This is a genomic window from Caulobacter ginsengisoli (assembly GCF_030814835.1).
GTDB classification, from domain to species: Bacteria; Pseudomonadota; Alphaproteobacteria; order Caulobacterales; family Caulobacteraceae; genus Caulobacter; species Caulobacter ginsengisoli.
On the sequence record NZ_JAUSVS010000001.1, the window covers coordinates 726,852 to 750,958 of the forward strand.

At 65.5% G+C, this 24,107-nt stretch carries 33 protein-coding genes and 2 tRNA genes; 18 read left to right on the top strand and 17 right to left on the bottom strand.

Going from position 1 to position 24,107, the window contains the following annotated elements:
* Positions 1–30: 30 nt before the first annotated feature.
* The 3 genes from QO010_RS03590 to QO010_RS03600 are packed head-to-tail and all read left to right on the top strand — an operon-like array spanning position 31 to position 1,926.
* On the top strand, positions 31–276 hold the full coding sequence (locus QO010_RS03590; protein ID WP_307346027.1) for a hypothetical protein: 246 nt from the start codon (positions 31–33) through the stop codon (positions 274–276).
* Positions 260–1,471 carry a hypothetical protein gene (locus QO010_RS03595; protein WP_307346030.1) on the top strand — a complete coding sequence of 404 codons (1,212 nt, stop codon included), beginning with the start codon at positions 260–262 and terminating at the stop codon, positions 1,469–1,471. The genes QO010_RS03590 and QO010_RS03595 overlap by 17 nt, the downstream gene beginning before the upstream one ends.
* Complete coding sequence (locus QO010_RS03600) at positions 1,471–1,926, top strand: hypothetical protein (RefSeq protein WP_307346033.1); 456 nt, start codon at positions 1,471–1,473, stop codon at positions 1,924–1,926. Before QO010_RS03595 ends, QO010_RS03600 begins: the two co-directional genes overlap by 1 nt.
* A gap of 7 nt (positions 1,927–1,933) precedes the next feature.
* Here QO010_RS03600 and QO010_RS03605 read toward each other — a convergent pair whose 3' ends face one another.
* Positions 1,934–2,533: a tyrosine-type recombinase/integrase gene (locus QO010_RS03605; RefSeq protein ID WP_307346036.1), complete on the bottom strand. Its 600-nt coding sequence runs from the start codon at positions 2,531–2,533 to the stop codon at positions 1,934–1,936.
* A 234-nt stretch (positions 2,534–2,767) separates the two neighbouring features.
* On the opposite strand from QO010_RS03605, the gene QO010_RS03610 reads away from it, so the two are divergent.
* A complete protein-coding gene (locus QO010_RS03610; protein WP_307346038.1) occupies positions 2,768–3,154 on the top strand; it encodes a hypothetical protein in 387 nt (128 codons plus the stop codon).
* A gap of 3 nt (positions 3,155–3,157) precedes the next feature.
* Here QO010_RS03610 and QO010_RS03615 read toward each other — a convergent pair whose 3' ends face one another.
* From QO010_RS03615 to QO010_RS03650, 8 genes are all read right to left on the bottom strand, one after another.
* Positions 3,158–3,940 (bottom strand): hypothetical protein, encoded by a 783-nt coding sequence (locus QO010_RS03615; RefSeq protein ID WP_307346040.1) that lies wholly within the window; start codon positions 3,938–3,940, stop codon positions 3,158–3,160.
* Between the two features lie 103 nt (positions 3,941–4,043).
* The gene (locus QO010_RS03620) at positions 4,044–4,274 is read right to left on the bottom strand and encodes a hypothetical protein (RefSeq protein ID WP_307346042.1); all 231 of its coding nucleotides are present in this window, start codon (positions 4,272–4,274) and stop codon (positions 4,044–4,046) included.
* A 119-nt stretch (positions 4,275–4,393) separates the two neighbouring features.
* Positions 4,394–5,080 carry a hypothetical protein gene (locus tag QO010_RS03625; protein ID WP_307346045.1) on the bottom strand — a complete coding sequence of 229 codons (687 nt, stop codon included), beginning with the start codon at positions 5,078–5,080 and terminating at the stop codon, positions 4,394–4,396.
* A gap of 482 nt (positions 5,081–5,562) precedes the next feature.
* Complete coding sequence (locus QO010_RS03630; protein ID WP_307346048.1) at positions 5,563–6,471, bottom strand: hypothetical protein; 909 nt, start codon at positions 6,469–6,471, stop codon at positions 5,563–5,565.
* Positions 6,472–6,476: 5 nt separating this feature from the next.
* On the bottom strand, positions 6,477–6,803 hold the full coding sequence (locus tag QO010_RS03635) for a helix-turn-helix domain-containing protein (RefSeq protein ID WP_307346051.1): 327 nt from the start codon (positions 6,801–6,803) through the stop codon (positions 6,477–6,479).
* Complete coding sequence (locus QO010_RS03640; protein WP_307346054.1) at positions 6,800–7,162, bottom strand: type II toxin-antitoxin system RelE/ParE family toxin; 363 nt, start codon at positions 7,160–7,162, stop codon at positions 6,800–6,802. The genes QO010_RS03635 and QO010_RS03640 overlap by 4 nt, the downstream gene beginning before the upstream one ends.
* Positions 7,163–7,311: 149 nt before the next feature.
* Positions 7,312–7,394 (bottom strand) — tRNA-Leu (locus QO010_RS03645).
* Between the two features lie 56 nt (positions 7,395–7,450).
* On the bottom strand, positions 7,451–8,728 hold the full coding sequence (locus QO010_RS03650; RefSeq protein WP_307346057.1) for a site-specific integrase: 1,278 nt from the start codon (positions 8,726–8,728) through the stop codon (positions 7,451–7,453).
* A 464-nt stretch (positions 8,729–9,192) separates the two neighbouring features.
* Between QO010_RS03650 and tig the strand changes: the two genes are divergently transcribed.
* Positions 9,193–10,545, top strand: coding sequence for a trigger factor (gene tig / locus QO010_RS03655; protein ID WP_307346060.1), 1,353 nt, complete (start codon positions 9,193–9,195; stop codon positions 10,543–10,545).
* A gap of 3 nt (positions 10,546–10,548) precedes the next feature.
* Here the strand turns inward: tig and QO010_RS03660 are convergent, their stop codons facing one another.
* The 5 genes from QO010_RS03660 to QO010_RS03680 form a co-directional block, all read right to left on the bottom strand.
* Positions 10,549–11,118 (bottom strand): NUDIX hydrolase, encoded by a 570-nt coding sequence (locus tag QO010_RS03660; RefSeq protein WP_307346063.1) that lies wholly within the window; start codon positions 11,116–11,118, stop codon positions 10,549–10,551.
* Between the two features lie 77 nt (positions 11,119–11,195).
* Positions 11,196–12,182, bottom strand: coding sequence for an inorganic phosphate transporter (locus QO010_RS03665; protein ID WP_307346065.1), 987 nt, complete (start codon positions 12,180–12,182; stop codon positions 11,196–11,198).
* Between the two features lie 14 nt (positions 12,183–12,196).
* A complete protein-coding gene (locus QO010_RS03670) occupies positions 12,197–12,844 on the bottom strand; it encodes a DUF47 domain-containing protein (protein ID WP_307346068.1) in 648 nt (215 codons plus the stop codon).
* Between the two features lie 62 nt (positions 12,845–12,906).
* Positions 12,907–13,605 carry a VIT1/CCC1 transporter family protein gene (locus tag QO010_RS03675; protein ID WP_307346071.1) on the bottom strand — a complete coding sequence of 233 codons (699 nt, stop codon included), beginning with the start codon at positions 13,603–13,605 and terminating at the stop codon, positions 12,907–12,909.
* Between the two features lie 91 nt (positions 13,606–13,696).
* Complete coding sequence (locus QO010_RS03680; protein ID WP_307346074.1) at positions 13,697–14,119, bottom strand: DUF695 domain-containing protein; 423 nt, start codon at positions 14,117–14,119, stop codon at positions 13,697–13,699.
* A gap of 106 nt (positions 14,120–14,225) precedes the next feature.
* On the opposite strand from QO010_RS03680, the gene QO010_RS03685 reads away from it, so the two are divergent.
* The gene (locus QO010_RS03685) at positions 14,226–15,263 is read left to right on the top strand and encodes an acyltransferase family protein (RefSeq protein WP_307346076.1); all 1,038 of its coding nucleotides are present in this window, start codon (positions 14,226–14,228) and stop codon (positions 15,261–15,263) included.
* Positions 15,264–15,266: 3 nt separating this feature from the next.
* Here QO010_RS03685 and QO010_RS03690 read toward each other — a convergent pair whose 3' ends face one another.
* The 3 genes from QO010_RS03690 to QO010_RS03700 form a co-directional block, all read right to left on the bottom strand.
* Positions 15,267–15,905 (bottom strand): hypothetical protein, encoded by a 639-nt coding sequence (locus tag QO010_RS03690; RefSeq protein WP_307346079.1) that lies wholly within the window; start codon positions 15,903–15,905, stop codon positions 15,267–15,269.
* A 60-nt stretch (positions 15,906–15,965) separates the two neighbouring features.
* Positions 15,966–16,042: transfer RNA gene (locus tag QO010_RS03695), tRNA-Asp, on the bottom strand.
* A gap of 52 nt (positions 16,043–16,094) precedes the next feature.
* Positions 16,095–17,633, bottom strand: a complete 1,539-nt coding sequence (locus QO010_RS03700; protein ID WP_307346081.1) for an AbgT family transporter — start codon at positions 17,631–17,633, stop codon at positions 16,095–16,097.
* A 143-nt stretch (positions 17,634–17,776) separates the two neighbouring features.
* On the opposite strand from QO010_RS03700, the gene QO010_RS03705 reads away from it, so the two are divergent.
* The 12 genes from QO010_RS03705 (at position 17,777) to QO010_RS03760 (ending at position 24,103) form a co-directional block, all read left to right on the top strand.
* Complete coding sequence (locus QO010_RS03705; RefSeq protein WP_307346083.1) at positions 17,777–18,439, top strand: glutathione S-transferase family protein; 663 nt, start codon at positions 17,777–17,779, stop codon at positions 18,437–18,439.
* Positions 18,440–18,493: 54 nt separating this feature from the next.
* On the top strand, positions 18,494–18,871 hold the full coding sequence (locus QO010_RS03710) for an NADH-quinone oxidoreductase subunit A (protein WP_307346086.1): 378 nt from the start codon (positions 18,494–18,496) through the stop codon (positions 18,869–18,871).
* Entirely contained in the window at positions 18,841–19,422 is a 582-nt protein-coding gene (locus QO010_RS03715; RefSeq protein ID WP_307346090.1) for a NuoB/complex I 20 kDa subunit family protein, read from the top strand. The genes QO010_RS03710 and QO010_RS03715 overlap by 31 nt, the downstream gene beginning before the upstream one ends.
* Positions 19,419–20,024, top strand: coding sequence for an NADH-quinone oxidoreductase subunit C (locus QO010_RS03720; protein ID WP_307346093.1), 606 nt, complete (start codon positions 19,419–19,421; stop codon positions 20,022–20,024). The genes QO010_RS03715 and QO010_RS03720 overlap by 4 nt, the downstream gene beginning before the upstream one ends.
* Positions 20,021–21,271, top strand: a complete 1,251-nt coding sequence (locus QO010_RS03725) for an NADH-quinone oxidoreductase subunit D (RefSeq protein WP_307346095.1) — start codon at positions 20,021–20,023, stop codon at positions 21,269–21,271. The genes QO010_RS03720 and QO010_RS03725 overlap by 4 nt, the downstream gene beginning before the upstream one ends.
* On the top strand, positions 21,268–21,627 hold the full coding sequence (locus QO010_RS03730) for a hypothetical protein (RefSeq protein ID WP_307346097.1): 360 nt from the start codon (positions 21,268–21,270) through the stop codon (positions 21,625–21,627). The genes QO010_RS03725 and QO010_RS03730 overlap by 4 nt, the downstream gene beginning before the upstream one ends.
* Entirely contained in the window at positions 21,627–21,965 is a 339-nt protein-coding gene (locus tag QO010_RS03735) for a nuclear transport factor 2 family protein (protein WP_307346099.1), read from the top strand. Before QO010_RS03730 ends, QO010_RS03735 begins: the two co-directional genes overlap by 1 nt.
* Positions 21,966–21,968: 3 nt before the next feature.
* Positions 21,969–22,379 (top strand): nuclear transport factor 2 family protein, encoded by a 411-nt coding sequence (locus QO010_RS03740; RefSeq protein ID WP_307346102.1) that lies wholly within the window; start codon positions 21,969–21,971, stop codon positions 22,377–22,379.
* A gap of 102 nt (positions 22,380–22,481) precedes the next feature.
* The gene (locus QO010_RS03745; protein ID WP_307346105.1) at positions 22,482–22,877 is read left to right on the top strand and encodes a hypothetical protein; all 396 of its coding nucleotides are present in this window, start codon (positions 22,482–22,484) and stop codon (positions 22,875–22,877) included.
* 100 nt (positions 22,878–22,977) lie between these two features.
* On the top strand, positions 22,978–23,664 hold the full coding sequence (nuoE, locus tag QO010_RS03750) for an NADH-quinone oxidoreductase subunit NuoE (protein ID WP_307346108.1): 687 nt from the start codon (positions 22,978–22,980) through the stop codon (positions 23,662–23,664).
* A complete protein-coding gene (locus QO010_RS03755; RefSeq protein ID WP_307346109.1) occupies positions 23,664–23,867 on the top strand; it encodes a hypothetical protein in 204 nt (67 codons plus the stop codon). Before nuoE ends, QO010_RS03755 begins: the two co-directional genes overlap by 1 nt.
* Positions 23,867–24,103, top strand: coding sequence for a hypothetical protein (locus QO010_RS03760; RefSeq protein WP_307346112.1), 237 nt, complete (start codon positions 23,867–23,869; stop codon positions 24,101–24,103). Before QO010_RS03755 ends, QO010_RS03760 begins: the two co-directional genes overlap by 1 nt.
* Positions 24,104–24,107: the final 4 nt, after the last annotated feature.

Below are 24,107 nucleotides of genomic sequence, written 5' to 3' on the forward strand. Positions count from 1 at the left end.
ACGAGTCTTTGGCCTCGTGAGGTGGTGGCGATGGGCGAGCGTAGCGGCGGCGGGCTATTGGCCTTCCTGTTCGACGAATTGGCGAGCGCCATCCAGGATGTGCGCCAGAAGGCCGTGGAAGAAGGCTGGTTCGGGCGAACCGTCACCGCCGCGCCGGTGATCGATGTCGAGCGCGGCGCGCTCGGTCACCGCCCATCCTTCGAGGAAGAATGGGCTCCGCGCCAACAGGCCGGCGAACCCCAACTGGAGCAAGGCGGCCATGACCTCGACCGTTGACGGGCTGCCCAACGGCGTCGTGCGCGGAGAGGTGCGTTTCGGCCGGCTGCTGGTCCTGCTGATCCCGTTCGGCATCGCGCCGACCGCCTACCTCGTGAGCTTCCCGAGCGTCGGCACCGCCGTCCTCGCCGGCTGCTGCCTGGTGGCCATCGCCGACCTGGTGTCGCTCGAAGGCGACAAGCGGACGATCACTGCCATCGAGGCGCGTTATTTCTGGCGGCTGGTGTTGATGACGTTGGCGATCTTCGGCCTGCGCGAGCTGGCGCTCGACGTCGATGCGCCGGGACTCGCAACGCCTCTGAATCTCGTCCAGTGGGCCGCGGCGGCGTTCCTGGGCTTTCATTTCTTCGTCTTCTTCCGCGACCGCGCGCAGAGCAAGCCGATGCCGCAGCCCTCGCGCGCCCTTACCGCGACCGTGGTCGGCGTCGAGGATCTGCGCGCCCGCAAGGTTGCGATGGAAGCGGCCGAACGCGCCCTCGCCCAATTGCCGCTGTTCGATCCAGACGCCCCCACGTTGATGGCGGCCTGGGACCGGAAGGACACGGCCCGCCTGGAGGCGCTACTGCTTGAAGGCGACGCGCTGAATCGCGCAAGCTGGCAACGCGGCATGGACCTCTACAATCCCTCGGCCGAAACCGTCGATGCCGGGCGCAGCACGCTGCAGCAGCAGCTCGCGGCGGCCGAAGCCCTGCTCACCGCCTACAACATCGACTACGGCGCGATCCCGCTGGAGCGTAGCGACCAGCTCGGGGGGGTGGTCGCCACCACCCGCATGCAGCGCGACCTGTCGCAGAAGCTGAACTACACCGCCGGTACGGCCAATGCGTTGAGCAAGGCCGCCAGCGGGGCGATGCCCTGGCAGTTCGCAGCGGCGGTCGCGGCCGGCGCGCTGGTGATGCAGGCCATCAATCACAGCAAAGCGCTGCGCCAGCTCAAGGAAATGGAAGGCACGATCAGCCTGAACGCCGAAGCGGCGCGGGGTGATTTCGCGCTGATGCGCAACCTGCTTTCGACCCGGCTGATCCCGCAGATGACGCGCATCCTGGCGGTGCTCGACGCGCTGCAATCGCGCTCGACCGCCCTGCGGGTCAGCGAGCGCCTGGCGACGGCCGGCGACCCGCGTGAAGCCGCCACACGGCTGGCCTTCACCGTGGTCGAGGCGCGGCATCTGCTTGAACTGACGGCGGGTAATTGATGGAGCAGTTCGACGACGGCATGGGAGGCCTGCTCTCCGCTGCCCGCGAACGCGGCGCACAGGCGATGGGAGCAACGGTCCTGCCCGCCGGCCTGGACCAGTTCACCGTCTATGCCGGGCTGATCGGCAGCGCGCTCGATCTCGGCAAGCTGCTCGCCACCGAGCAGCGCGACCTGCAGGTGATCGGCAGTCACCACCAGATCGAAGCAGCGCGCATCGATGCGGCCTTCCGCGAGGTGGAAGCGGCGATGGTCGCCGACTTCCAGCGCGATGCTGGCCTGCGCCAGAAGACCTTCGACGCCATCGACCAGTTGATCGCCGCCGGGCAATACGAGATCGCCAGCGAATTCCATCGCCGCCTGTTCGAAGGCTTCCAGCGCGGCGCGCTGGAATCGATCATCGGCCATCGTAACGTGGCGGCGGCCGCGGCCAGTTCGCGGATGTTCGTGAAGTAAACTGCGGTCAGCCTACGACCGGGTGCCGCCTCCAGAGACGACGGGCAAAGGCGCGCTCTTCGCGGCCGACCGCGTGCTGGTAGATGGCGGTCGTCTCCAGCCGCGCATGGCCCATCCAGCGCTGAGTCAGCGACGGGGGCACGTTCTCCTCGGCATTGGCGATGCCAAAGCCGTGGCGCAAGCCCTTGGGCGTGGCCTGGGCGCCAGTGATGCCGGCGGCGCGCATCACGGCTTTGATGCGTCGCCAAGCGGTTTGGCGCGTCCAGGTCCAGAGCGGCGCGTCTGCTGGTCTGTCAACGGCCAACTGGCGCAGCAGCGTCATTAGTTCGGCCGGGACTGGCACGGCGCGGAATACACGCGCGCGGCGCTTGAGGGTGCGAAAGATGACCCGCGAGGTCTCGGGGTCGAGCCTCGTCGGGGTCAGCGCCAGGGCCTCACTGATGCGACAGCCAGTGTAGGCGAGCAGCAGGCAAAGGGCCTGCGTCTGATCATCTGCCTTCCCGCCAGCGCGCAGGAAGCGGTTCACCTCGCCGCCAGTCAGATATTTGCGGTGACCATCGGCGTCGAATAGCTGTTCCAATCCCTCCGACCTGGCGATCAGGGTCATGGTCGCACCGGGTTTCGAACCCCCGATACAGAATGCGGGATACGGTTCAAGGGCTGAGCACACGCAAACCAAGACCAGTCCTCAGCTTTTTCACCGAGAGCGGGGTCAGTTCATCCACAATGTTGATGGATCGAAACACGGCGCTACATCTGAGCCGACCTCTGTGTGCCGGCAACAAAATCCCGCATACGGTTACAATTTTCCTGCAACTTCCTCGAATTGCAGGCCGTATCCATGCGGAAATACAACAACGCCGTTGGCATCGCTTCGCTAGTCGCTGTTGTGTCGCTGTGGTTCGGCCCGCTGTCGGCTCGGTCCGCGATGGCGGAGGCTGATATTGGCCATGGCTATGCGGTGGCGCGCCAATGCTATGTCGCCAACGTATTCGCCTCGGACGAGTTCGAGCGGCGGGGCGACCAAGCCAAGGCAGCCCTCTATATGAGCCAGGCCAAACGGGCGTTCGCGTTCGCGAAATACCAGGGGCGGGCGCTGGGGCTTTCAGAGAAGGCAATCGGTGACGACCTGGACGCGACAGAGGCCAGCGAAACGAAACCAATGTTGAGCGAGCCGGGCTACTTCGCGAAGATGGTAGCCGTCTGCAAGGCGGCCGGCTTCATGTAGCGGCTAGCGGCCGTGGTCGGCACCTGAGGCCTTAACGGTCGCGGCGAGGCCGTGACTTTGGTCGGTTTGACCGGTGGCTGATGGGTCGAGCGTATCGAAGAAGCGGCTTACTTCCGTTTTGGCAGCACCTTTTGCCAATCCGTCAGGGGAGATCGCCTCGACCAGCCGGTCCCTACTGGCTTTGAGGCGATCTGTTCTCGCCTTGAAATCCGGGCTGTCGCCCGCGCCATGCGCCTCGGCATCGTCCATCTGCGCGGCCATCGCATTGGCGGCAGCCAGGTCGCCCTGGGGCGTTCCCTTGGCCAACTCGTCGGCGATGAGCTGCTGGCGTTCGGCCTCGCGTTTGCGGAAAGCTTCTTCGTCCGCGACGCTCGTAAAGCGAAGATATGGCTGAAACAGATTGTGCTCGTAGTAATCGTTCGCCAGTTCGGCGACCTCGCGATGCGCCGCCTGGCTGGCCTCGCGCAATACCGCCTCGGCGGTTTGCGTGGTCGTCGCGGCTCGCGACTGCTGCATTAGGAGCTGGGTCGCCGCGATAGAGGCGGTGATCTCGGCGCGGAGCGCGACCAGCTCACCACCGCGCGCGTTGGCCAAGCGCTGCTGTAGCCGGCCCAGGCCTTGAAGCTGGGATTGCGCCTGAAGGAGCGGAAGCTCGTTGCCAGCGCTCGCGACGTGGGACAGGGTTTCGAGGTTGGTCTCGATGTCCGCCTGCGCGCTCGCGATCTGCTGCTGCAGATTTTCTCGGAGGCTAGCCTCCGGATCAGTCGGCTTCGCCGGCTGATCCACTGGGGGAGGCTGAACTGTAGGATTGGCCGCTATAGAATACCAAGTTCAATAGTGATTGCTACAATTATAGCGTGCATTTCTTAAAGTTCTATTAATACTTCGACTAGAACCCTAAGCCACCACCGAAGAAGTGCTCAAGTAATACCCGGAAGAAGCTTTCGAGGGCGATACGCGCCAATCCCGCGAGCGAAGACTTGGTCGCGGCGGCTTGATGCAAGAGCGTCTCACCGGTCGCTGGGGCGCTGGTGAAGAGTGCTTTGAGGGATTGCAAGCGTTGTGAGCAGAACTCGACTGCCGCGCTGAACCAACCATAGAGCTGTTCTGGCAAGTGCATGACTTCCTCCTGGTGAAGGAAGGATCGTCACCTCCACCAACCTCAGGGAACGGAGGAGATTTATGGTGAATATAATTAGGTCCGCCATCCATAACAACGGATAGGCGAATTCGGCTCTGCTAACTTCGCGTGTTTTGACGAAGGCCCCGCTGGTGCAGGGCCGCTTTGAACTTCGCCATTTCGGCAGCGTTTTCCGGGCGAGCCTCGCCACCCTTTAGAACTCGCGTCACCCAACGGTCGTTGTATTCTTGAAGTGTCGGTAGATCGATGTCGTCCGGCATGGGGTGGTTCGCAAGGTAGTTGCCAAGCGCGTTGTAGAGCGGCCTATCGAGCCGGCGAATGTCCCCGCGATGCAATCCCTTTCCGAGCCACGGCGTATAGTGGCGACGGATGAATTCGATAGGGGTTTCTTTGCCCTCCCGATCCACGAGCCATAGGGCCGGAGGCTCCTTCGGAACCTGCCGCTCGACGGAAACCGATTTCAGTTCAGGAAATAGTTCCGCGACAATAGCCGAGACCGGCGCGCCGGGATTTTCGGCGGCGAAAAGGTCAAGCCTTGCGAATTTGTCTGTAATGCTCTCGCCGATATAGCTCTCAGTAGAGTTACCGTGAGCATTATCCTTTAAATTGATCTTTTCGGCAACTGTTTTGGCCTTGCCCATCCGCAGTCGGGGCGCCCCGTTGCCTCGGGCAACGCGCGCCGACGAAGCGGCCGTCTCGGCCAACGGCCGCTTCGGCGTGGTGCTTGCACCGGCCGTATCGGTCGGCTGGTGCGGTGCAATGGGCTGCGAAATCTGGCGCGCCATTTGTTTCGTTCCGGGACGCGGAATGGGGTCCGGCCGGGTCCGAAGCATGATCCGCGCCGCTCCCTTAGGCGCGGGATGGGCGACCTGGGGCCGCCCTGTCTATCGAGGCAAACCGATTTCAGCGCTGGCGCTTCAACCGATGTCGAACCCAGCCCAAGCAATTCCCAAGGCGCTTACCGGCACGGCATGACGAACGGCTTTCGGAGTGTCGCTGGCGCTGCGGGGCCTTCAATGCTGCTCGCTTCGTCCGCGTTGCTACCTGCAGCTCCGTCCCGCGTGGCGGCGCAATGAAGCGGCATTTTCCGGTCCCGCTCTGATCGCCAGCGGAGGCTCCTCATCCGTCGCGCATTCCGCGCGCGGCAACCGAGGAGGATCTATGACATGGACTGATATCAACACGCTCATCGGCGCACTGGCGGCGCTATTCGCGGCACTCGCCAAACTGATCTGGGCGTTACGCCGCCCCAGGTAGGGGCGAGCGACTACCTGGCGAGCCGGCCGGGCTTCCTATCAAGCAGGTATTCGTCGCCCTGGCTCACCGGCAGATATTCCGCTTGAGCCGGCAGGAGGCCGAGAGGGATGGGATTATTGGCCTCCGGGTTGTGGACTACCGCCAGCGCACCGGTCCGTTCGAACATCTGGTTCTCGTCGATATCAGCGGCCCAGATGGCACTGATGGGTTTGAATCTCGGATCGAGAAACGTGTCGGCCGGAATCTGTGCGCCGTTTGGCTTAGGAATGCGTGGCCGATGCTGATGCCCTGCATCGATCGTTTCGAGCGTTTCGCGATTGATCGTGAGCGCGAATGGGCCGACGCAGAGCGTTGCCTCGACCGCGAACGGAAACTGACTGATCCCCTCAAGGTTAGGCCAGTCGGCACGCAGTAGCCGCGCGTTGACTGCGATCACGTAGGCATCTTCGGCTGCTACCACGCCCTTGCCGAGATAACCTCCGGCCGCCTCGTCAAGCTTTCCCAACAGCTTTTCTGACTTCTCCTTGATGGCCGTTGTCCAACGCAGAAGCATGGCTTCATGCGGAAGCGATCGGACAGAGCCATCCGGAGGTGCCAGCCATTCGCGTGGAACGTCTCGTGGTTCCGGGCAAACGACTTCTATCCAGATGCGCTGTCCTTCGTGTTCGATCAAAAAGTCAGGGCCGACCCCGGCATGGGCCGGCTGAATTCCAACGCGGGCTAGCTGGTCAGCAAGCAGAACCTCGGAGAGTTGCTGCCAGAACTGGTGATCGTTTTCGGAGCACAACCTCTGCTCGGCATTGTTGTCCGCCAAGCCGCTTTGCAGATGCCGACGACATAGTTCAACACCGCGTTCGCGGATCGCCACATCCCCTGGCGTGTCGAGCGGATATCGCCGTGCAAATGCTGCCTCCAGCATCAGGGCTAGGCCAGTGCTGGGCGCATTTGCCCGTCGGGGCGGGGCCGTATGGAAAGCTGCACTTTCACTTCCTGGCCAAGCCGGCTGAGGATCGTCATCAGGCGGTCGACGGTGAAGCGTTCGAGCTTCACCTGGCGGATGCGCGAAAAATCGGCGGCGGCAATGCCGGTATCGGCAGCGGCGGCGCGCACGGTGAGCGCGCGGCCATCGAGCGTCTTGATGATCTCGGCCGCGAGCAGCGCCTTCAACTGACGCAGTTCGGCGTCTTCCATGCCGAGGTCGCGGAAGACGTTGCCGCTGCCGCGCACGATCTCGATGGGGTCCTCGCTCATTTCAACGCCTCCTTCAAACGCTTGATCCGCTCCCGCACCAGGTCGATTTCCTGTTTGGGCGTGGCAATTCCTTTCTTCGACTTCTTCTGGAAGGCATGCACCACCCAGATGTCGTCATCGATCTGCAGGGCGTAGATGACGCGGTAAGCGTCGCCTCGTTCCTTGATCGCCAGTTCCCAGACACCCGCGCCAAGGCCGCTCAAAGGCTTAGCAATGTCTGGCGTCGCGCCATCGGCGATGACCGTCAGCGCCTCGGCAGCCCGCGCCTGGGCTTTAGCTGGGAAGTCGGCGAAGTCCTTCTGCGCCGCCTTGATCCAGCTGACCTTTCGAGTGTCGCGAACCTTCTTGTATGTAGTCATATTTGACAACAGAAGTCAAGGGTTATCCAAGGCGCGTGGCTGCATCCTGTCCAGGATGCCATAGCCAGCATGCCGCCGGTTCCGTCGGCATTCGCGATGCGCCGCGCGGCGGTCGGTTCCGCCCTGGCTGCGTCGCCAAATGAAGACAGTGGTGCGGCTAGAGGGACTCGAACCCCCACGGTTGCCCGACTGGACCTAAACCAGTTGCGTCTACCAATTCCGCCATAGCCGCGCCCCTCGGGTCTAGGAGGGCAGAAGAAACTCCGCAAGCAATTCGTCGTCTCAGAGTCAGCCTGTGGATCGTTTCCTGCGCGGCGTCCCTTTGGCCCTTGGCCGCGGACCCGCCGCAGGTTTTTTGGCCTTAGGGCGGCGAACATTGATCGCAGAGGCGTCCAGCCGATCCTTGATGTGGGAGGCGTAGTGCTCCTCGATCATCTGGACGCTGGTTCGGCAGTTGTTGGCGATCTGGTGGATGTTAGCGCCTTCCATGAGGCGCATCGAAATGTAGGTGTGTCGCAGGCTGTAGGCCGTGCGGCGTTTGCCGTCGCGGTCGAAGCGCAGGCCTTCTTCCCGCAGGATGCGGTTGAAGGCTTCGCGGTTGAAGCGAAGGAATAGGTTGGTGGTTGCCAGCCGAGCGGCGGCTTCCTTCGCTCCGTGTTCGGCCTCCAGTTCCGCCAGCCGGCGGGCACGGAGGCGTCGGAAGGGGTGAACGGCGCCCGGCATGCTTTTGCAAAAGCCGGTGCCGGTTTTGCCGCGCACGTCGATGACGAGAATGGTCTCTCCGGTCGCGTCGTCCTGCTCGATCTGCACGTCCCGGATTTCGGCGTTAAGCGCCTCGTCGGGCCGCAAGCCGGTGTTGCCCATGAGCAGCACGAAGTCGTGCAAATCCTCGTATTGCGACTTCCAACCGCGACGGGGACAAGTCGCGATCCGTTGGCGGGTCGCCTTGTAGAGCTTCTCGTATTCCTCCGGCGAGAACCAGGCGCGGCGACCCTTCTTTTTCAGGGTCAGATAGGGGAGGGAGAGGTTCGGCATGAAGGGAAGCCGGCCCGCGCCTTCCTCGTGCTTCAGCACTTGCCGGATCACCACCATGTCGGAAAGGATGGTGCTCCGCGCGGGAGAGCGGCCCCGTCGCTCCTGCATGTCTTCCGTCCGTTTGACGACATAGCTCTGAATGGTGGAGCGATTGATGGTCGATGGGTCCAGCTTCCCGAAGAACGGGAGGATGGACGCCTTCAATCGGATTTCTAGTTCCGCGATGTAGAGCGGTGAGCGGGAGCCAGCAGCCAGCACGCGGACCTCGCGGATGAATTCATCGGCAGCGTCCGCGAAAGTGCGTTCTGGTCGTTTTGGTTTGTCAGGAAGGCCCAAGGGCTGGCCGGTGCGAACCCGGCCGCGAAGGTCGAGATACCATTCTTCGGCAAACGCGGTGGCGCGTTCGAGATTTTCTTCTCCGGTAGAGTGCCGGAACCGGTGGCCATCGACTCGGGCAGCGCACTGCCACACCAGTGCAGCGCCTCGACGATAAATCTGCACCCGTCCGTCGAATAAAAGATGCGTCGTCATAGAACCTCCAGCCCAGGGGGAGTCCGGGTCGGTTGCAACTTTCACGGCGCATTTTTGCTAGATGTGTCCAGGATGTGTCCAGACAATGCAAGCGTCAGGCGAACATGAAGTCGTTGTTTTGGTTGACATTTTACATGTCTGATGCTTTTTAGCACCGGGTTTAGGTTCTGGCATCGCAAGATGTAGAGGTTCGAGTCCTCTCGCCCGCACCATCCTGCTTCGCCCTTCGGGCTTCGCAGGACAGGTCCCGCAGGGAGAGGCGAAGCAGGACGCCCTGCGAAGCCTTGGCGTAGCAGGGCAAGGCCAAATGCCAACCTCCCGAAAGTGGGACTTGGCCCTCCGGGGCGTGCGTGACATAAGGGCGCTCGCTTTGCGCCGCCCCCTGTGGGCGGCCGCTTCCATTTCACCTTAGGGCGGATCGCGGCCGGGCGTTTGTCCCCGCATCCGGAACTTGAAGAATGTCGATGCAGATCGTTGAAAAGTCTGGCGAAGGCCTCAGCCGCGTTTATGGCGTCACCGTCCCCGCGGGGGACCTGGCCGACCGGCTGGAGAAGCGGATCGCCGAGATTCTCCCGACCCTGAACCTGAAGGGATTCCGTCCCGGCAAGGTGCCGGTGGCCCATGTGAAGCGCCTCTATGGCAAGTCGCTGATGAGCGAAGTCATCGAGCAGACGCTCAATGAAAGCACCCAGAAGGTGCTGGACGACAACCAGCTGCGCCCCGCCGGCCAGCCCGACCTGACCCCGTCCTCGGACATGGACGCGGTGCTGGATGGCAAGACCGACCTGGCCTACGACCTGGCTGTCGAGGTCATGCCCGACTTCGAACCGCTCGACATGGCGACACTGAAGCTCAAGCGCCCCGTCTATTCGCCGACCGACAAGGAGGTCGACGAGGCCCTGGCGGACCTGGCCAAGCAGGCCCGCACCTATGCGCCGCGCACCGGCAAGACGGTCAAGGCCAAGGACGGCGACCAGGTCCTGATCGACTTCCTGGGCTCGGTCGACGGCGTGCCGTTCGATGGCGGCAAGGGCGAAGGCTTCGAACTGGTCCTGGGCTCGGGCCAGTTCATCCCGGGCTTCGAAGAGCAGCTGGTCGGCGCCAAGCCCGACAGCGACGTCACCGTGAAGGTGACCTTCCCCGAGCCCTACCAATCGGCCGAACTGGCCGGCAAGAACGCCGAGTTCGCCGTCCACGTCCATGAAGTCCGCGCCCCGGTCGACGCCGAGCCGGACGACGCCCTGGCCGAGCGGGTCGGCATGAAGGACCTGGCCGCCCTGAAGGACGCCCTGCGCTCCAACCTGGAAGGCCGCTACGCCAACGCCTCGCGTTTCAAGCTCAAGCGCGCCCTGCTGGACGAGCTGGACACCAGGCACGACTTCCCGCTGCCGCCGCGCATGGTCGAGGCCGAGTTCGCCGGCATCTGGCAACAGGTCGAGAGCGACAAGGCCGCTGGCAACCTGCCGGAGGAGGACGCCGCCAAGTCCGACGAGGACCTGAAGGTCGAATACCGCAAGATCGCCGAGCGCCGGGTGCGCCTGGGCCTGGTGCTGGCCGAGATCGGCCGCCGGGCCAACGTCCAGGTCACCGACCAGGAGCTGACCGAGGCCATGCGCCGCGAGGCCATGCAGTACGGCGCCCAGGCCCAGCAGGTCTTCGACCTCTACCGCCAGAACCCCCAGGCCCAGGCCAGCCTCCGGGCCCCCCTCTATGAGGACAAGGTGGTGGAGCTGATCTTCAGCCAGGCCAAGATCGACGACAAGAAGGTCTCCAAGAAGGAGATCGAGGCCGAGGACGACCTGCCGGAAGGCTACTGAGCCTCAACTCGCTGACTTAGCGCGCGGCCGTCCTTCGGGGCGGCCGTTTGCGTTTGCGGCCTTGGCCTTGCTGTTGGCCATCCCGAACGCCTGGACGATTTCCGACAGTTCGGGTTCGGCCACCAGGCCGGCGGCCTCCTGCGCCGAGAACCATTTGCGCTCACGCTGGCCCTTCTCGGGCCATTTCTCCAGGGTCTTGACGACCTTCATCGGGAAGACGTCGACCGCGCAGTGGCGGGTCTCGCCGTTCTTGAGCAGCTTGTCGTAGTGGAAGGCGCCCAGCGGCGTTTCCACCGGTTTGCCCTCGACGCCGGCCTCCTCGAAGGCCTCGCGGGCGGCGGCCTCGTGCGGCGCCCGGTTCTTCATCGGCCAGCCCTTGGGGATGATCCAGCGCCGGGTCTCGCGCGAGGTGACCAGCAGCACCTCGACCTGACCCTTGCGGCGCCGCCAGACCAGGGCGGCGTACTGGCTGGCCGGATCCTCCTGGACCTCGGCGGCGGGCGCCGCGCGCGCATCATCCGTAGCCGGAGCAATCCAGCTGAACAGACGGGTGAGGAATCCGGCCTTGGCCATGACGGGTGGAACGTTCCGGCGGGGAAAAAGAATCAGTTGGCCCAACAGGATAGCATTCCAAGGTCGGGCTGCCGCCGTCAGAGGAAGAGGTGGCCGATCCACCAGAACACGCCGCCCATCAACGCGGCGGCGGGCAGGGTAATGACCCAGGCCCAGACAATGTTGCGCGCCACGCCCCAGCGCACCGCTCCGGCCCGCTTGGCCGCCCCGACCCCGACAATGGCCCCGGTGATGGTGTGGGTGGTCGAGACGGGGATGCCAAGCGCTGTGAAGCCGAACAGGGTGATCGCCCCGCCGGTCTCGGCGCAGAAGCCCTGCATGGGCGACAGGCGGGTAATCTTGGAGCCCATGGTGTGGACGATGCGCCAGCCGCCCATCAGCGTGCCCAGGGCCATGGCGGCCTGGCAGGACAGCACCACCCACATCGGCACGTGGAAGTCGCCGGTCATCTGGTGATTGGCGTAGAGCAGGACGGCGATGATCCCCATGGTCTTCTGGGCGTCGTTGCCGCCGTGGCCCAGGCTGTAGGCGGCGGCCGAGACGAACTGCAGGCGGCGGAAGACGCTGTCGGCGACGCTGGGCCGGGCCTTGACGAACAGCCAGGAGACGATCAGCACCAGCAGCAGGGCCAGGAAGAAGCCGATGGCCGGCGACATCACGATGGCCGAGACGGTCTTGTCCAGCCCGCCCCACTGCACCGCCGTGAAGCCCCCCTTGGCCACCCCCGACCCCACCAGCCCGCCGATCAGGGCGTGCGAGCTGGACGAGGGGATGCCCGCCAGCCAGGTGACGACGTTCCAGATGATGGCACCCATCAGGGCCCCGAAGATCACCGCGTTGTCGACGATGTCGGGAGAGATGATGCCCTTGCCGACCGTGTTGGCGACATGCAGCCCGAAGAACAGGAAGGCGATGAAGTTGAAGAAGGCCGCCCACAACACGGCCCAACGGGCCGGCAGCACGCGGGTGGAGACGATGGTGGCGATGGAATTGGCCGCATCGTGCAGGCCGTTCAGGAAGTCGAAGGCCAGGGCGACCACGATCAGGCCGACCAGAATGATCATGGCGCCGTCCATGCTCAGAGATGCTCGATCAGGATGCCGCTGACCTCATGGGCCACGTCCTCGAAGCGGTCCATGACCTTTTCCAGGTGGTCCAGCACCTCGGCGCCGACGATATAGGCCATGGCGTCGCCCGCCTTGCCCTTCTGGTAGATCGACCGCAGGCCGGCGTCATAGGCCTGGTCGGCCTGGTCCTCGAGCTTGGTGATCTCCTCCGCCAGGGCGTTGAGCTTGCCGGCGTTGGCCCGCATGCTGGGCAGGAGGCCGATCATCTCCCGGGTCTTGGCGGCCGCCTGGACGATCTGGTCGCCCATGGTGCGCATCTCGGGCTCGAAGGACCGGACCTCGAACAGCAGGGTGGCCTTGGCGGTCTTGTGCATCTGGTCGATGGCGTCGTCGAGCGAGGCGAACAGCGCCTTCACATCGCCGCGGTCGAAGGGAGTGATGAAGGTGCGCCGCACCGCCAGCAGGCCCTCGCGGGCCACCTCGTCGGCCTCTTCCTCGTGCTTGGCGACCCGCGCCGCGCAGGCCGGCACGTTCTCGCCGCCGTCCAGCAACTCGCGGAGCGCCGCCGCGCCGGCCACCAGGGTCTCGGCGTGGCGGGCGTACAGCCCGTAAAAGGCGTCTTCCTTGGGCATCAGGGCCTGGAACAGTCGCAGCATCATCGGCCTTCCGAAGTGAGTCGTCCGTGCCCGGAATAACCCATCCGGCCCCGGCTGGGGACCCGCTAAACCGTTGTGTGGAACAGCGCGCCGATGCCGGCGGTGGCGGCCATGGCCAGCGCGCCCCAGAAGGTGACCCGCACGGCCGCCTTCAGCATCCCCGCGCCGCCCGCCCGCGCGCCGACGCCGCCCAGCAGGGCCAGGAACAGCAGCGAGGCGACGGTGACCGTCACAACCAGCGCCGAGGCCGGGGCCAGCACGGCCGCGACCATGGGCAGGGCCGCGCCGACCGCGAAACTGGCGGCCGAGGCCAGGGCGGCCTGGATCGGCCTGGCCGTGCTCACCTCGGAAATGCCCAGCTCGTCCCGGGCATGGGCGACCAGGGCGTCCTTGGCCATAAGTTGGGTGGCGACCTGGCCGGCGAGTTCGGGGTCGAGGCCGCGCCGCACATAGATGCCGGCCAGCTCCGCATGCTCGGCCTCGCCGTCGGCGGCCAGTTCGGCCCGTTCGCGATCCAGGTCGGCGCGCTCGGTGTCCGATTGCGAACTGACGGAGACATACTCGCCCGCCGCCATCGACATCGCCCCGGCAACCAGCCCGGCCAGTCCGGCCACCGTCACCGCCCGATGATCGCCTCCGGCGGCCGCGACGCCGACGATCAGGCTGGCGGTGGAGACGATGCCGTCATTGGCGCCCAGCACGGCGGCCCGCAGCCAGCCGATCCGGGCGATCAGGTGCCGTTCGCTATGTTTGAGCCGGGTCATCGAGACTCTCCGCGCCTTGCCCGGGTATCTGGGCCCGGCCCGGGCGGCCCGTCCATGACCTGCCGCAAGGAATTGACCGCCGCCCGGTCCGTCAGGGCAGCAGTTCGGTCAGCCCGTCCCAGTCCGGATCGTCATAGGACTGCATCTCGATCGGGAAGGCCGGCAGGGCGTCGAGGGCCTGGTTGAACACCTCCAGGAAGCGCTCGGCGTCGGCGGCGTAGTAGCGCCATTCCTTGACGCCCCGGCCCAGCAGGCTGGCCGCCTCCATCCCGACGCCGCTTTCGACCAGGGCGGCGAAGACCGCTTCCTGGAACCGGTGCATCTGGTCATAGGTCTTCTTGTCGGGCAGGCCGCCCGCGCCGTCATGCTCATAGGGCCAGGCCGCGACGATCAGCACCGGAAAATGGGCGCGGTCGCTGTCCGAGGGCGGCGTGCGCAGGGCGCGGATGAAGACCGCGTCTCCATCGGGGCCGTCCTGCAGGCTGAGCCAGGGATCGTTGTCTGCGGTGGTCATCCGCGCCTCATAGTGCGGCCAGCCGCCGCGAGGAAGGCGTTTTCCTTGGACAGGCGCGGCGCCCAGCGGGTAGGGGGCGCCTCTGGATATGTTTGGCGAGGGACGCGTGGACGAGCAGGGTGCGAGCGGCGGCGGGCGGGTGGCCTGGCTGGACTATGCCCGCATGGCCTCGGCCCTGGCGGTGGTGGCCTTCCACTATCTGTGGAACGGGCCCTACCACCACATCGTGCCCGTCTCGTTCGGCTGGGTGGGCCAGATCGCGGCCCATGGCTATCTGGGCGTCGACTTCTTCTTCATCATCAGCGGCTTTGTGATCCTGCAGTCGGCCAGCGGCGCGACATCGGACCGTTTCGTGGTCGGCCGGCTGACCCGGCTCTATCCGGCCTTCCTGCTCTGCATGCTGGTCACCTTCGTGTTCCGGGGCATGCCGCTGAGCGATCTGCCGGCCCAGCTGACCATGATGCCGCGCTATTTCGGGGTTCAGCCGGCCGACGGGGTCTACTGGACCCTGGCGGTGGAGATGAAGTTCTACGCCGCGGTGCTGGCCGTCCTGCTGCTGGGCTGGATGAAGCAGGTCCAGTGGCTGCTGCTGGGCGCGGTGCTGATCTTCGCCTGCTGGACCAATAGCTGGCACAACCCCAGCCACTATCTGGAGTTCGCCGCCGGCTGCGCCCTGGCGCTGATCTATCGCGACGGCTTCAAGCCCGTCCCCAGCCTGACCCTGGCCATCGCCGCCCCGCTGGTCGTCTATCTCGCCGCCAAGGCCGGACCCAGCTACACCTCGCACCTGGCCATCGCCCTGGTGATGATCGCCATCTTCGCCCTGTTCCTGGCCATGCGGGGCGTGACGTTCGCGCCGCGCTCGTCGGCGGCGGTGGGCGCGCTGACCTATCCGCTCTACCTGCTGCACGGCCAGTTAGGTTACGCGGCCATGCGGGCCCTGTGCACCGAGGACAACAAGGCCTGGATGACGCCCCTGATCGCCATTGCCGCCATCGGCTGCGCCTGGGCTGTCTCGCGCTACGAGGCCTGGTCGCGGCCCTGGTGGAAGCGTCAGTTCGACCAGTCGGTAGGGGCCGGGATGCGCTGGCTTGGCAACCGGCTGCGCGGCCTGCGGGTCACGACCGCCTCGGAATCGGCCTGACGTTCAGTTCAGGCGATCGAGGTTGTTGAGGAAGCGCTTGAGCACCTTGGGATCGACGCCCATGGGCTGGCGCGTGGCGTCGGCCTCGGCGTCGGCGGCGAACGGGATGATCACCACGCTGGCCGGTTCCGAGGGATCAGGCGACGTCTGAGGGACCGGCGCGGGTTCGCCCGCCGGACGGGGCGGGGCGACCGCGAACCAGGTCTTGTCCGGCGACTTGCGGCGATAGCCGCACTGCATGCAGGTATCGTAGCCATCCAGGCGACGGCTGGGGACGAAGGTGTGCCCACGCCGGAGCGCGCAGCCCATCATGGCCAGGGGCCGCAGCGCCGCGTCGGACTCCGTCTCCGGCGCCCGCGCCTGGCGGAGCGGTTTTTCAGCGTTGTCTTCCGGGGAAAACCAGGCGCCCTCGATGCTCCTGCGGCGGTGGCCGCATTGCGTGCAGGTGTCGAAGCCTTCGAAACGGCGGCTGGCGATATAGTCGTGGCCGCCCCGCAGCGCGCAGCCCACGGCGGCGAGCGGCCGGCCACGGCCGAGCTTGTCGGTGCGTTGCGTTGGTTGCGACGGCCCACCCTGCGGCATGATTAACGAAAAGGGCTGTCCAGGGCCGTCTGTCAATCGCCAGTCATCGAACAGCGACATTTTTACCCAATTTGGGCGGTCTCGCGGCGTGCTTTCGCGGCGCTGATCTCTGGGGAGAAATGGCGCGAATGACGGGACTCGAACCCGCGACCTCCGGCGTGACAGGCCGGCGCTCTAACCAACTGAGCTACATCCGCAATAACGCGAGGGGCGTCTGATAGGGGGAGGCCCCGACTCTGTCAACCGCCCTTACTGAGCGGGCGCCGAATAGTGAGTGGGCGCGCCCGGACCGGTCGGAATCTGCAGGGCCGACCAGGTCCCGGTGAGGGCCAGGGCGATGATCAGGAAGGCGGCGCTGTAGGGCAGCATGGTCGAGATCAGCCCGCCCACCCCGAAGCTGGGCCGCCAGCGCTGGCAGAAGCCCAGCACCAGGGCGAAATAGGGCATCAGGGGCGAGGCGAAGTTGACGGTCGAATCCCCCATGCGGTAGGCGGCCGTGCTCATCTCCGGCGAGATGCCGACCAGCATCAGCATCGGCACGATGATCGGCGCCAGCGCCGCCCATTTGGCGCTGGCCGAGCCGATGAACATGTCCAGCACCGCGGTCAGCAGCACCACCCCCATCAGGAAGATGGGAATCGGCAGGCCGCTGGCCTTCAACAGGTCGGCCCCGCCGATGGCGATGATCACCCCCAGGTTCGACAGCGTGAACATCAGGATGAAGTGGGCGGCGGCGAAGGCCAGCACGATATAGGGCGACATCGCCGCCATCGACTCCGAGGCCAGGCGGACCACGTCTCGGTCGCTGCGGATCGCGCCGACGGCCACGCCATAGGCGCAGCCGCTGGTCAGGAACAGGAAGAAGAAGCCGGCCACCAGCGAGCGGAAGAAGGGCGTCCAGCGGGCCGCCCCGACCGCTTCCGGGTCGAGCAGCGGGGTTGGCGGGATCAGCACCAGCCCGGCCCAGACCAGGATCACCGCCAGGGCCGCGAGCCCGGCCCAGCGCAGGCCCTTGCGTTCGATGTCGGAGAGCGGGGCGTCATGCGGGACATCGCCGGCGATGGGCATCCAGGGGCCGAGCTTGGGCTCGATGACCTTTTCGGTGACCCACCAGCCGATGGGCACGAACAAGGCCGCGGCGGTGGCGGTGAAATACCAGTTGCCGGCCAGGTTGGCGGTCCAGTGAACATCGATCAACCGGGCGGCGGGCTCGGAAAGGCCCAGGATCAGAGCGTCGAACTGGCCGGGCAGGGGATTGCCCGCGAACGCCCCCACCGTCCCGGCGAAGGCTGCGGCAATGCCGGCGATGGGGTGGCGGCCACAGGCGGCGAAGGCCACCCCCGCGAGGGGCAGCAGCACCACGAAGCCGCTGTCGGCGGCATGGTTGGAGAGCAGGCCGATGAGGATGATGATCGGGCAGATCAGCCGGCGCGGCGCGACCCGCACCAGGCTGCGGATCGCCGCGCTCATCAGCCCGGCCCGCTCGGCCAGGCCCGCGCCCATCATCACCAGCAGCACCAGGCCCAGCGGCGCGAAGCCGGTCAGGGTCTTGGGCATCTCGACCAGGATGCTGCGGATCGAGTCGGGCGCCAGCAGGCTCTTGGCCTCCAGGACCTTGTGGGTTACCGGATTGAGGGCCGAGACGCCGGCATAGTCGCAGGCGATGCTGGCCAGGATCAGCGCCCCGATCATCCAGGCGAAGATGAACACCGGGTCGGGCAGGCGGTCGCCCAGCCGCTCGACCCAGTCGAGGAATTTCAGGGCGCGCGGCGCGGTCGGTTCGGTCAAAGGCTGGCCCCCAATTCAGCCGCGAGGTTGGCTGGGCGGGGAGGGGAGTTCAAGGGGCCGGGCTCTTTTGTCGGCGCCGCCTGTCGGAACGGCGGCGGGCGGGTCGTCTTATGATCAAAGGCCGCAAGCGAATGGAGCGTGAAATGACCATCACCATCACCGCCTTCGAGCAATCCCCCGATCGTGGCCGGGGCCTGGCGCGCGACATGCGGGTCCGCTGGGCGCTGGAAGAAGTCGGCCAGCCCTACGACGTCCGTTTGGTTTCGTTCCAGGAGATGAGAGAGCCCGCCTATCGCGCGCTGCATCCGTTCGGGCAGATTCCGGCCTATCAGGAAGGCGATCTCGCCCTCTTCGAGTCGGGGGCGATCATCTTCCACCTCGCCGAGCGCCATGCCGGCCTGCTGCCGAACGATGCGAACGCCCGCGCCCGCGCCATCACCTGGATGTTCGCCGCGCTCAATACGGTGGAGCCGCCGATCGTCAGCCGCGAGGCCGCGATCCTGCTGGAGGGCGACAAGCCCTGGCAGGCCGAGCGCGCGCCCATGCTCGAGAAAAACGTTCGCGTTCGCCTGGAAGACCTTTCCAGGCGGCTGGGTGACGCCGACTGGCTGGACGGCGCGTTCAGCGCCGGGGACCTCATGATGGTGTCGGTGCTACGCCGGCCTGCCGGCGCGTCCTTCCTGCCGGACTATCCGAACCTCGCCGCCTATGTCGCTCGCGGGGAAGCGCGGCCGGCCTACCAGCGCGCCTTCGCCGACCAGCTGGCGGTTTTCAACGCCGCGAATAAACCCGGCCACAGCGTTTGAACCCCTAGCGGCCTTGGGCTACAACCCGCCCCGACTCCGCAGGCCGGGACACCCATGGACGACTTTCTTCTGCACTATCTGCCCATCGTCATCTTCCTCGGCATAGCGACCGCCCTGGGGATCGGCTTCATCGTCCTGGCGGCGGTCTTCGCCCCCAAGGCGCCGGACACCGAGAAGCTGTCCTCCTACGAATGCGGCTTCAACGCCTTCGACGACGCCCGCATGAAGTTCGACGTGCGCTTCTACCTGGTCTCGATCCTGTTCATCATCTTCGACCTGGAAGTGGCCTTCCTGTTCCCCTGGGCGGTGACGCTGATGAAGCTGCCGGTCGCGGTCGGCCAGTTCGCCTTCGTCTCGATGCTGATCTTCCTGTTGGTGCTCACCGTCGGCTTTATCTACGAGTGGAAAAAGGGAGCCCTGGAATGGGAGTAATCGTTCCGGCGGGGTCCGCCGCCCGTTCCACCGTCGAGGGCTATGACCCTCAGAAGCACGACCCCTATTTCGACGGCGTCAACCAGCAGCTGGCCGACAAGGGCTTTGTCACCGCCGCCGCCGACGACCTGATCACCTGGGCCCGCACCGGTTCGCTGATGTGGATGACCTTTGGCCTCGCCTGCTGCGCGGTCGAGATGATGCAGGCCTCGATGCCGCGCTACGACCTGGAGCGCTACGGCTTCGCGCCCCGCGCCAGCCCGCGCCAGAGCGACGTGATGATCGTCGCCGGCACCCTGACCAACAAGATGGCTCCGGCGCTGCGCAAGGTCTACGACCAGATGCCCGAGCCCCGCTACGTTATCAGCATGGGCAGCTGCGCCAACGGCGGCGGCTACTATTATTACAGCTACAGCGTCGTGCGCGGCTGCGACCGGATCGTGCCGGTGGACATCTATGTCCCGGGCTGCCCGCCGACCGCCGAGGCCCTGGTCTACGGCGTGCTGCAGCTGCAGAAGAAGATCCGCCGCACGGGGACCATCGAGCGATGAGCGACCTCGAAGCGCTTGGCCAGAGCATCGTCACCAACAGCACCGGCGCGATCACCGCCTTCTCCATCGCCTTCGACGAGTTGACCCTGACCGGCCCGGCCCACCGGGTGGTCGAGGCCCTGACGCAGCTGCGCGATCATCCGGATTGCCGGTTTCAGGAGCTGATCGACCTCTGCGGCGTCGACTATCCCGACCGGCCGCTGCGGTTCGACGTGGTCTATCACCTGCTGTCGATCACCAAAAACCACCGGGTGCGGCTGAAGGTCATGACCGACGAGGACACCGCCGTCCCCTCGGTCACCGGCGTCTATCCGGTCGCCGACTGGTTCGAGCGCGAAGCCTTCGACATGTACGGCATCTTCTTCTCGGGCCATCCGGACCTGCGCCGCATCCTCACCGACTACGGCTTCCACGGGCATCCGCTGCGCAAGGACTTCCCGATGACCGGCTATGTCGAGGTCCGCTATGACGATGCGCTGCGGCGCGTGGTCTATGAGCCGGTCAAGATCGCCGAATTCAGGCAGTTCGATTTCCTCTCGCCGTGGGAGGGCGCCCAGTATGCCCTGCCGGGCGATGACAAGGCCAAGGAAGGCGGCCAATGACCGGCTCCAACGCGCCCGCCGAGGCGACCGACTTCTTCCACGACGCGCCGGCTGCGCCCGCGATCCCCGAGACTCCGGTCCGCAAGTTCAACATCAACTTCGGCCCCCAGCACCCGGCGGCCCACGGCGTGCTGCGCCTGGTGCTCGAGCTGGACGGCGAGGTGGTCGAGCGGGTCGATCCGCATATCGGCCTGCTGCACCGCGGCACCGAGAAGTTGATGGAGGCCCGCACCTACCTCCAGAACATCCCCTATTTCGACCGCCTCGATTACGTGGCGCCGATGAACCAGGAGCATGCCTTCTGCCTGGCCATCGAAAAGCTGCTGGGCGTCGAGGTCCCGATCCGGGGCAGCATCATCCGGGTGCTGTATTCCGAGATCGGCCGCATCCTCAGCCATCTGCTCAACGTCACCACTCAGGCGATGGACGTCGGCGCCCTGACCCCACCGCTGTGGGGCTTCGAAGAGCGCGAGAAGCTGATGATCTTCTACGAGCGCGCCTGCGGGGCCCGCTTGCACTCCAACTATTTCCGGCCCGGCGGCGTCCACCAGGACCTGACCGAAAGCCTGATCGACGATATCGACGCCTGGGCCGTGGCTTTCCCGAAGATCTGCGACGACATCGAGCAGCTGATCACCGGCAACCGCATCTTCAAGCAGCGCAACGTCGACATCGGCGTGGTCAAGAAGGACGAAGCCCTGGCCTGGGGCTTCACCGGCGTGATGGTGCGGGGCTCGGGCATCGCCTGGGACCTGCGGCGCAACCAGCCGTACGAGTGCTACAGCGATTTCGACTTCCAGATTCCGCTGGGCATCAATGGCGACTGCTACGACCGCTACCTGTGCCGCATGCAGGAGATGCGGGAGTCGACCAAGATTATCCGCCAGTGCTGCGCCCGCCTGAAGGGCACGCCCGGCCCGGTGATGACCGAGGACAACAAGATCACTCCGCCGCGCCGCGCCGAGATGAAGCGGTCGATGGAAGCCCTGATCCACCACTTCAAGCTCTACACCGAGGGCTTCCGCACGCCGGAAGGCGAGGTCTATGCCTGCGTGGAAGCGCCCAAGGGCGAGTTCGGCGTCTATCTGGTCAGCGACGGCACCAACAAGCCCTACCGCTGCAAGATCCGCGCGCCGGGCTTCCCGCACCTGGCGGCCATGGACTGGATGAACCGCGGCCACATGCTGGCCGACGTCTCCGCCATCCTGGGCAGTCTGGACATCGTGTTCGGTGAGATCGATCGTTGATCAACATCCCGCCGGTGCTCCTCGAATTAGTCGCGGCTCTGATCTTCATCGAGTTTGCGACTATCGTGGCGGCGATGTTTCTCTTTAAGCGCTACCTGAAGACCTACCAGGGTGGCTGGCCGGGTCTTGCGAAAGACATTCTCGGCTACACCACCCCTATGCTGATCCTGGCGGTCATCGGCGCGGTCGGCTTCAAGTTCGTCCAAGCGGGACAATTTCCGAATACGCCCTTCCTTGTTGGAGCCTCGCTCGTCGCAGCGATCTGCTTCGTCGTCATAAACCTCCCGCCCATCAAGGCCGGACGGCAACGGCATCTGGCCCTGGTACGGGCGCGCAAGGCGCGGAACCGCTGGTGATGACCCCGGCCGAAGTCGCCCAGGCCCAACTCGACGCCTACAACGCCCAGGATCTGGACGGCCACTGCACCCACTTCACGGACGACGTCGTGGTCGCGACCCCGGACGGCGAGGTCCTCCGTCAGGGGATCGCCGCCTACCGCGCCTTCTACGGCCAGCTCTTCGCGGACCATCCGAACAACCGCGCCGAGGTGCTCTACCGGATGGTCATCGGCAACACGGTGATCGATCACGAGCGGGTCGATCGCGGCGCCGGCGACGGGCCGTTCGAGGTCGCGGCGATCTACACCATCAGAGACGGGCGGATTGCCAGGGCGGTCTTCGTCAGGCCAGGATAGGGTATGGAACCCCTGACCGCCGCCGCCCTGCTGTTCTGCAGCACCGCCCAGCCCGGGCCGTATCCGCCGGCCAGCGCGGTCGTCGACGCCTTCGTGCAGGCCTATAATCGCCAGGACGCCAAGGGGATCGCCGCCGTGGTCAGCCAGGACGCGGTAATCCTGCGCGGCGACCAGCGGCTGGACGGCGACGAACTGGCCAGAAACTATCGCGACAATCTGTTCACCATGCCATCGCCCTATCGGTTCAAGGTCAAGAACCGCCTGGCGCAGGACAACATCGTCGCCGAAACCGAGTTCTACACCGGAGGCGAAGAGGGCGAACCGCCCGAGACCATCCTGAGCGTCTATGAGGTCAAGGGTGGCTGCATCGTCCGCATCCTCGCCAGCGATCCCGGCGACGCGGAGGGGGACTGACCTTCCGGCGGCGGATTAATTTCGCTCGGGCGGGCGGGGTCTCATAGAACTGTCACGCAACTGAGCGAGGTGTTGGCCTTCACGCCAACCCGAGGAGCCCCGATGGGACCCCTGATCGCCGCCTCCATCGCCTTCTGCACCCCGATGACCAGCAGCCCGCCGCCGGCCGCCTCGGCGGTGGTCGACAGTTTTATCGGCGCCTTCAACAGCCAGGACGCCGCCGCCCTGGCCGGAACCCTGACCAAGAACGCCATCATCGTGCGCTGGCCCGAGCGGGTGGAGCCGGCCAGCCTGGTCGAGAACTACCGCGACAACCTCTTCAAGCTGCCCACGCCCTACAGGATGACGGTGGTCCAGCGGCTGACCGGCGATGACCTGGTCGCCGAGACGGAATCGGTCACCCGGGGCACATCGCGCGAGGACATGCTGGTGGTCTACCGGGTCGACCGAGGCTGCATCATCAGCGTCACCATCTCCAAGACTCTGAGCGCCAACTAGCTTTCCCTTCGGGTGGGGGTGCGGTTGCCATTGTCGGATGGTAGGCAGCCGCGCTACATCGGCGCCAAATCAGGGCCGCCACCCGTCCGAAGAGTCTTCAATGTCCGTCCGCCGCCTCGCCAAAGACCAGCCCGCGTCCTTTGCCTTCACGGCCGAGTCGCAGAAGGCCGCCCAATGGTGGCTGGCCAAGTATCCCGAAGCGCGGCGGCAATCGGCGGTGATTCCGCTGCTGTGGCTGGTGCAGAAGCAGGAAGGCTGGGTCAGCGAGCCGTCGATCCGGTTCGTTGCCGAATATCTCTCCATGCCGGTCATCCGGGTGCTGGAGGTGGCGACCTTCTATGTGATGTTCCAGCTGGAACCGGTGGGCAAGGTCGCCTTCGTGCAGCTGTGCGGCACGACCCCCTGCATGCTGCGCGGCGCCAATGACCTGAAGACCGTTCTGGAAGCCAAGGTCGGCCCCCGTAACACCGTCAGCGCCGACGGCAGGTTCAGCTGGGAAGAGGTCGAGTGCCTGGGCGCCTGCTGCAACGCCCCGATGGCCGCCATCAACGACTACTATTACGAGGACCTGACCCCCGAGATCCTGGGCCAGATCCTCGACGATTTCGCCGCCGGCAAGTCGCCCCAGCCGGGCAGCTATGAGGGCCGCAAGTCCTCCGAGCCCAAGGACGCCATCCAGACCCTGCTGGACCCCAGGCTCTATGACGGCTCGCTGGCCAAGCCGATCAAGGCTCTGCCCAACGCGCCCGAAAAGCCCAAGAAGGCCAAGAAGGAGCCCGTCGCCTGATGGACGAGGCCGCGCTCAAGAAGCGGATGGTCCTGACGCTGGCCACGACGGTGGCCTGCGCGGTCCTGGCCATGGCCTGCATCATCGCCAATGTGCTGACCCAGATCGCCTGGCTGAACTATGGCTTCTGGGTCTTCCTGGTCGCCGGTTTCGCCGTGCAGATCTGGATGATCGTCACCTTCTACCGTTCGGGCCGCCGCTGATGACTCTGGAAGAGCGCCGCGCCATCGCCAGGACGATGTACACCGGGGAGCAGATCGGCGGGACCCTGTCCTTCTTTGTCGGGCTGGCTCTGTTGTTTTGGCGGCGTTTCGGCGCGCCGGATTTCGCCTTCCCCGTCGCCTGGGCGGCCATGACGCTGGGCTGGGCCCTTTTCGCCTACGTATTCGTCCGGCGCGCGCGCTTTGTGCGTTCCGAACCCACTGATCCGAAAGCTTGAGACG

What these genes read in the sequence shown, in the direction of transcription:
- QO010_RS03590 (WP_307346027.1), top strand. Translation starts at nt 31, where the DNA reads ATGGGCGAGCGTAGCGGCGGCGGGCTATTGGCCTTCCTGTTCGACGAA.
- QO010_RS03595 (WP_307346030.1), top strand. Translation starts at nt 260, where the DNA reads ATGACCTCGACCGTTGACGGGCTGCCCAACGGCGTCGTGCGCGGAGAG.
- QO010_RS03600 (WP_307346033.1), top strand. Translation starts at nt 1,471, where the DNA reads ATGGAGCAGTTCGACGACGGCATGGGAGGCCTGCTCTCCGCTGCCCGC.
- QO010_RS03605 (WP_307346036.1), bottom strand. Translation starts at nt 2,533, where the DNA reads ATGACCCTGATCGCCAGGTCGGAGGGATTGGAACAGCTATTCGACGCC.
- QO010_RS03610 (WP_307346038.1), top strand. Translation starts at nt 2,768, where the DNA reads ATGCGGAAATACAACAACGCCGTTGGCATCGCTTCGCTAGTCGCTGTT.
- QO010_RS03620 (WP_307346042.1), bottom strand. Translation starts at nt 4,274, where the DNA reads ATGCACTTGCCAGAACAGCTCTATGGTTGGTTCAGCGCGGCAGTCGAG.
- QO010_RS03625 (WP_307346045.1), bottom strand. Translation starts at nt 5,080, where the DNA reads ATGGCGCGCCAGATTTCGCAGCCCATTGCACCGCACCAGCCGACCGAT.
- QO010_RS03630 (WP_307346048.1), bottom strand. Translation starts at nt 6,471, where the DNA reads ATGCTGGAGGCAGCATTTGCACGGCGATATCCGCTCGACACGCCAGGG.
- QO010_RS03635 (WP_307346051.1), bottom strand. Translation starts at nt 6,803, where the DNA reads ATGAGCGAGGACCCCATCGAGATCGTGCGCGGCAGCGGCAACGTCTTC.
- QO010_RS03640 (WP_307346054.1), bottom strand. Translation starts at nt 7,162, where the DNA reads ATGACTACATACAAGAAGGTTCGCGACACTCGAAAGGTCAGCTGGATC.
- QO010_RS03650 (WP_307346057.1), bottom strand. Translation starts at nt 8,728, where the DNA reads ATGACGACGCATCTTTTATTCGACGGACGGGTGCAGATTTATCGTCGA.
- tig (WP_307346060.1), top strand. Translation starts at nt 9,193, where the DNA reads ATGCAGATCGTTGAAAAGTCTGGCGAAGGCCTCAGCCGCGTTTATGGC.
- QO010_RS03660 (WP_307346063.1), bottom strand. Translation starts at nt 11,118, where the DNA reads ATGGCCAAGGCCGGATTCCTCACCCGTCTGTTCAGCTGGATTGCTCCG.
- QO010_RS03665 (WP_307346065.1), bottom strand. Translation starts at nt 12,182, where the DNA reads ATGATCATTCTGGTCGGCCTGATCGTGGTCGCCCTGGCCTTCGACTTC.
- QO010_RS03670 (WP_307346068.1), bottom strand. Translation starts at nt 12,844, where the DNA reads ATGATGCTGCGACTGTTCCAGGCCCTGATGCCCAAGGAAGACGCCTTT.
- QO010_RS03675 (WP_307346071.1), bottom strand. Translation starts at nt 13,605, where the DNA reads ATGACCCGGCTCAAACATAGCGAACGGCACCTGATCGCCCGGATCGGC.
- QO010_RS03680 (WP_307346074.1), bottom strand. Translation starts at nt 14,119, where the DNA reads ATGACCACCGCAGACAACGATCCCTGGCTCAGCCTGCAGGACGGCCCC.
- QO010_RS03690 (WP_307346079.1), bottom strand. Translation starts at nt 15,905, where the DNA reads ATGTCGCTGTTCGATGACTGGCGATTGACAGACGGCCCTGGACAGCCC.
- QO010_RS03705 (WP_307346083.1), top strand. Translation starts at nt 17,777, where the DNA reads ATGACCATCACCATCACCGCCTTCGAGCAATCCCCCGATCGTGGCCGG.
- QO010_RS03710 (WP_307346086.1), top strand. Translation starts at nt 18,494, where the DNA reads ATGGACGACTTTCTTCTGCACTATCTGCCCATCGTCATCTTCCTCGGC.
- QO010_RS03720 (WP_307346093.1), top strand. Translation starts at nt 19,419, where the DNA reads ATGAGCGACCTCGAAGCGCTTGGCCAGAGCATCGTCACCAACAGCACC.
- QO010_RS03725 (WP_307346095.1), top strand. Translation starts at nt 20,021, where the DNA reads ATGACCGGCTCCAACGCGCCCGCCGAGGCGACCGACTTCTTCCACGAC.
- QO010_RS03735 (WP_307346099.1), top strand. Translation starts at nt 21,627, where the DNA reads ATGACCCCGGCCGAAGTCGCCCAGGCCCAACTCGACGCCTACAACGCC.
- QO010_RS03740 (WP_307346102.1), top strand. Translation starts at nt 21,969, where the DNA reads ATGGAACCCCTGACCGCCGCCGCCCTGCTGTTCTGCAGCACCGCCCAG.
- QO010_RS03745 (WP_307346105.1), top strand. Translation starts at nt 22,482, where the DNA reads ATGGGACCCCTGATCGCCGCCTCCATCGCCTTCTGCACCCCGATGACC.
- nuoE (WP_307346108.1), top strand. Translation starts at nt 22,978, where the DNA reads ATGTCCGTCCGCCGCCTCGCCAAAGACCAGCCCGCGTCCTTTGCCTTC.
- QO010_RS03755 (WP_307346109.1), top strand. Translation starts at nt 23,664, where the DNA reads ATGGACGAGGCCGCGCTCAAGAAGCGGATGGTCCTGACGCTGGCCACG.
- QO010_RS03760 (WP_307346112.1), top strand. Translation starts at nt 23,867, where the DNA reads ATGACTCTGGAAGAGCGCCGCGCCATCGCCAGGACGATGTACACCGGG.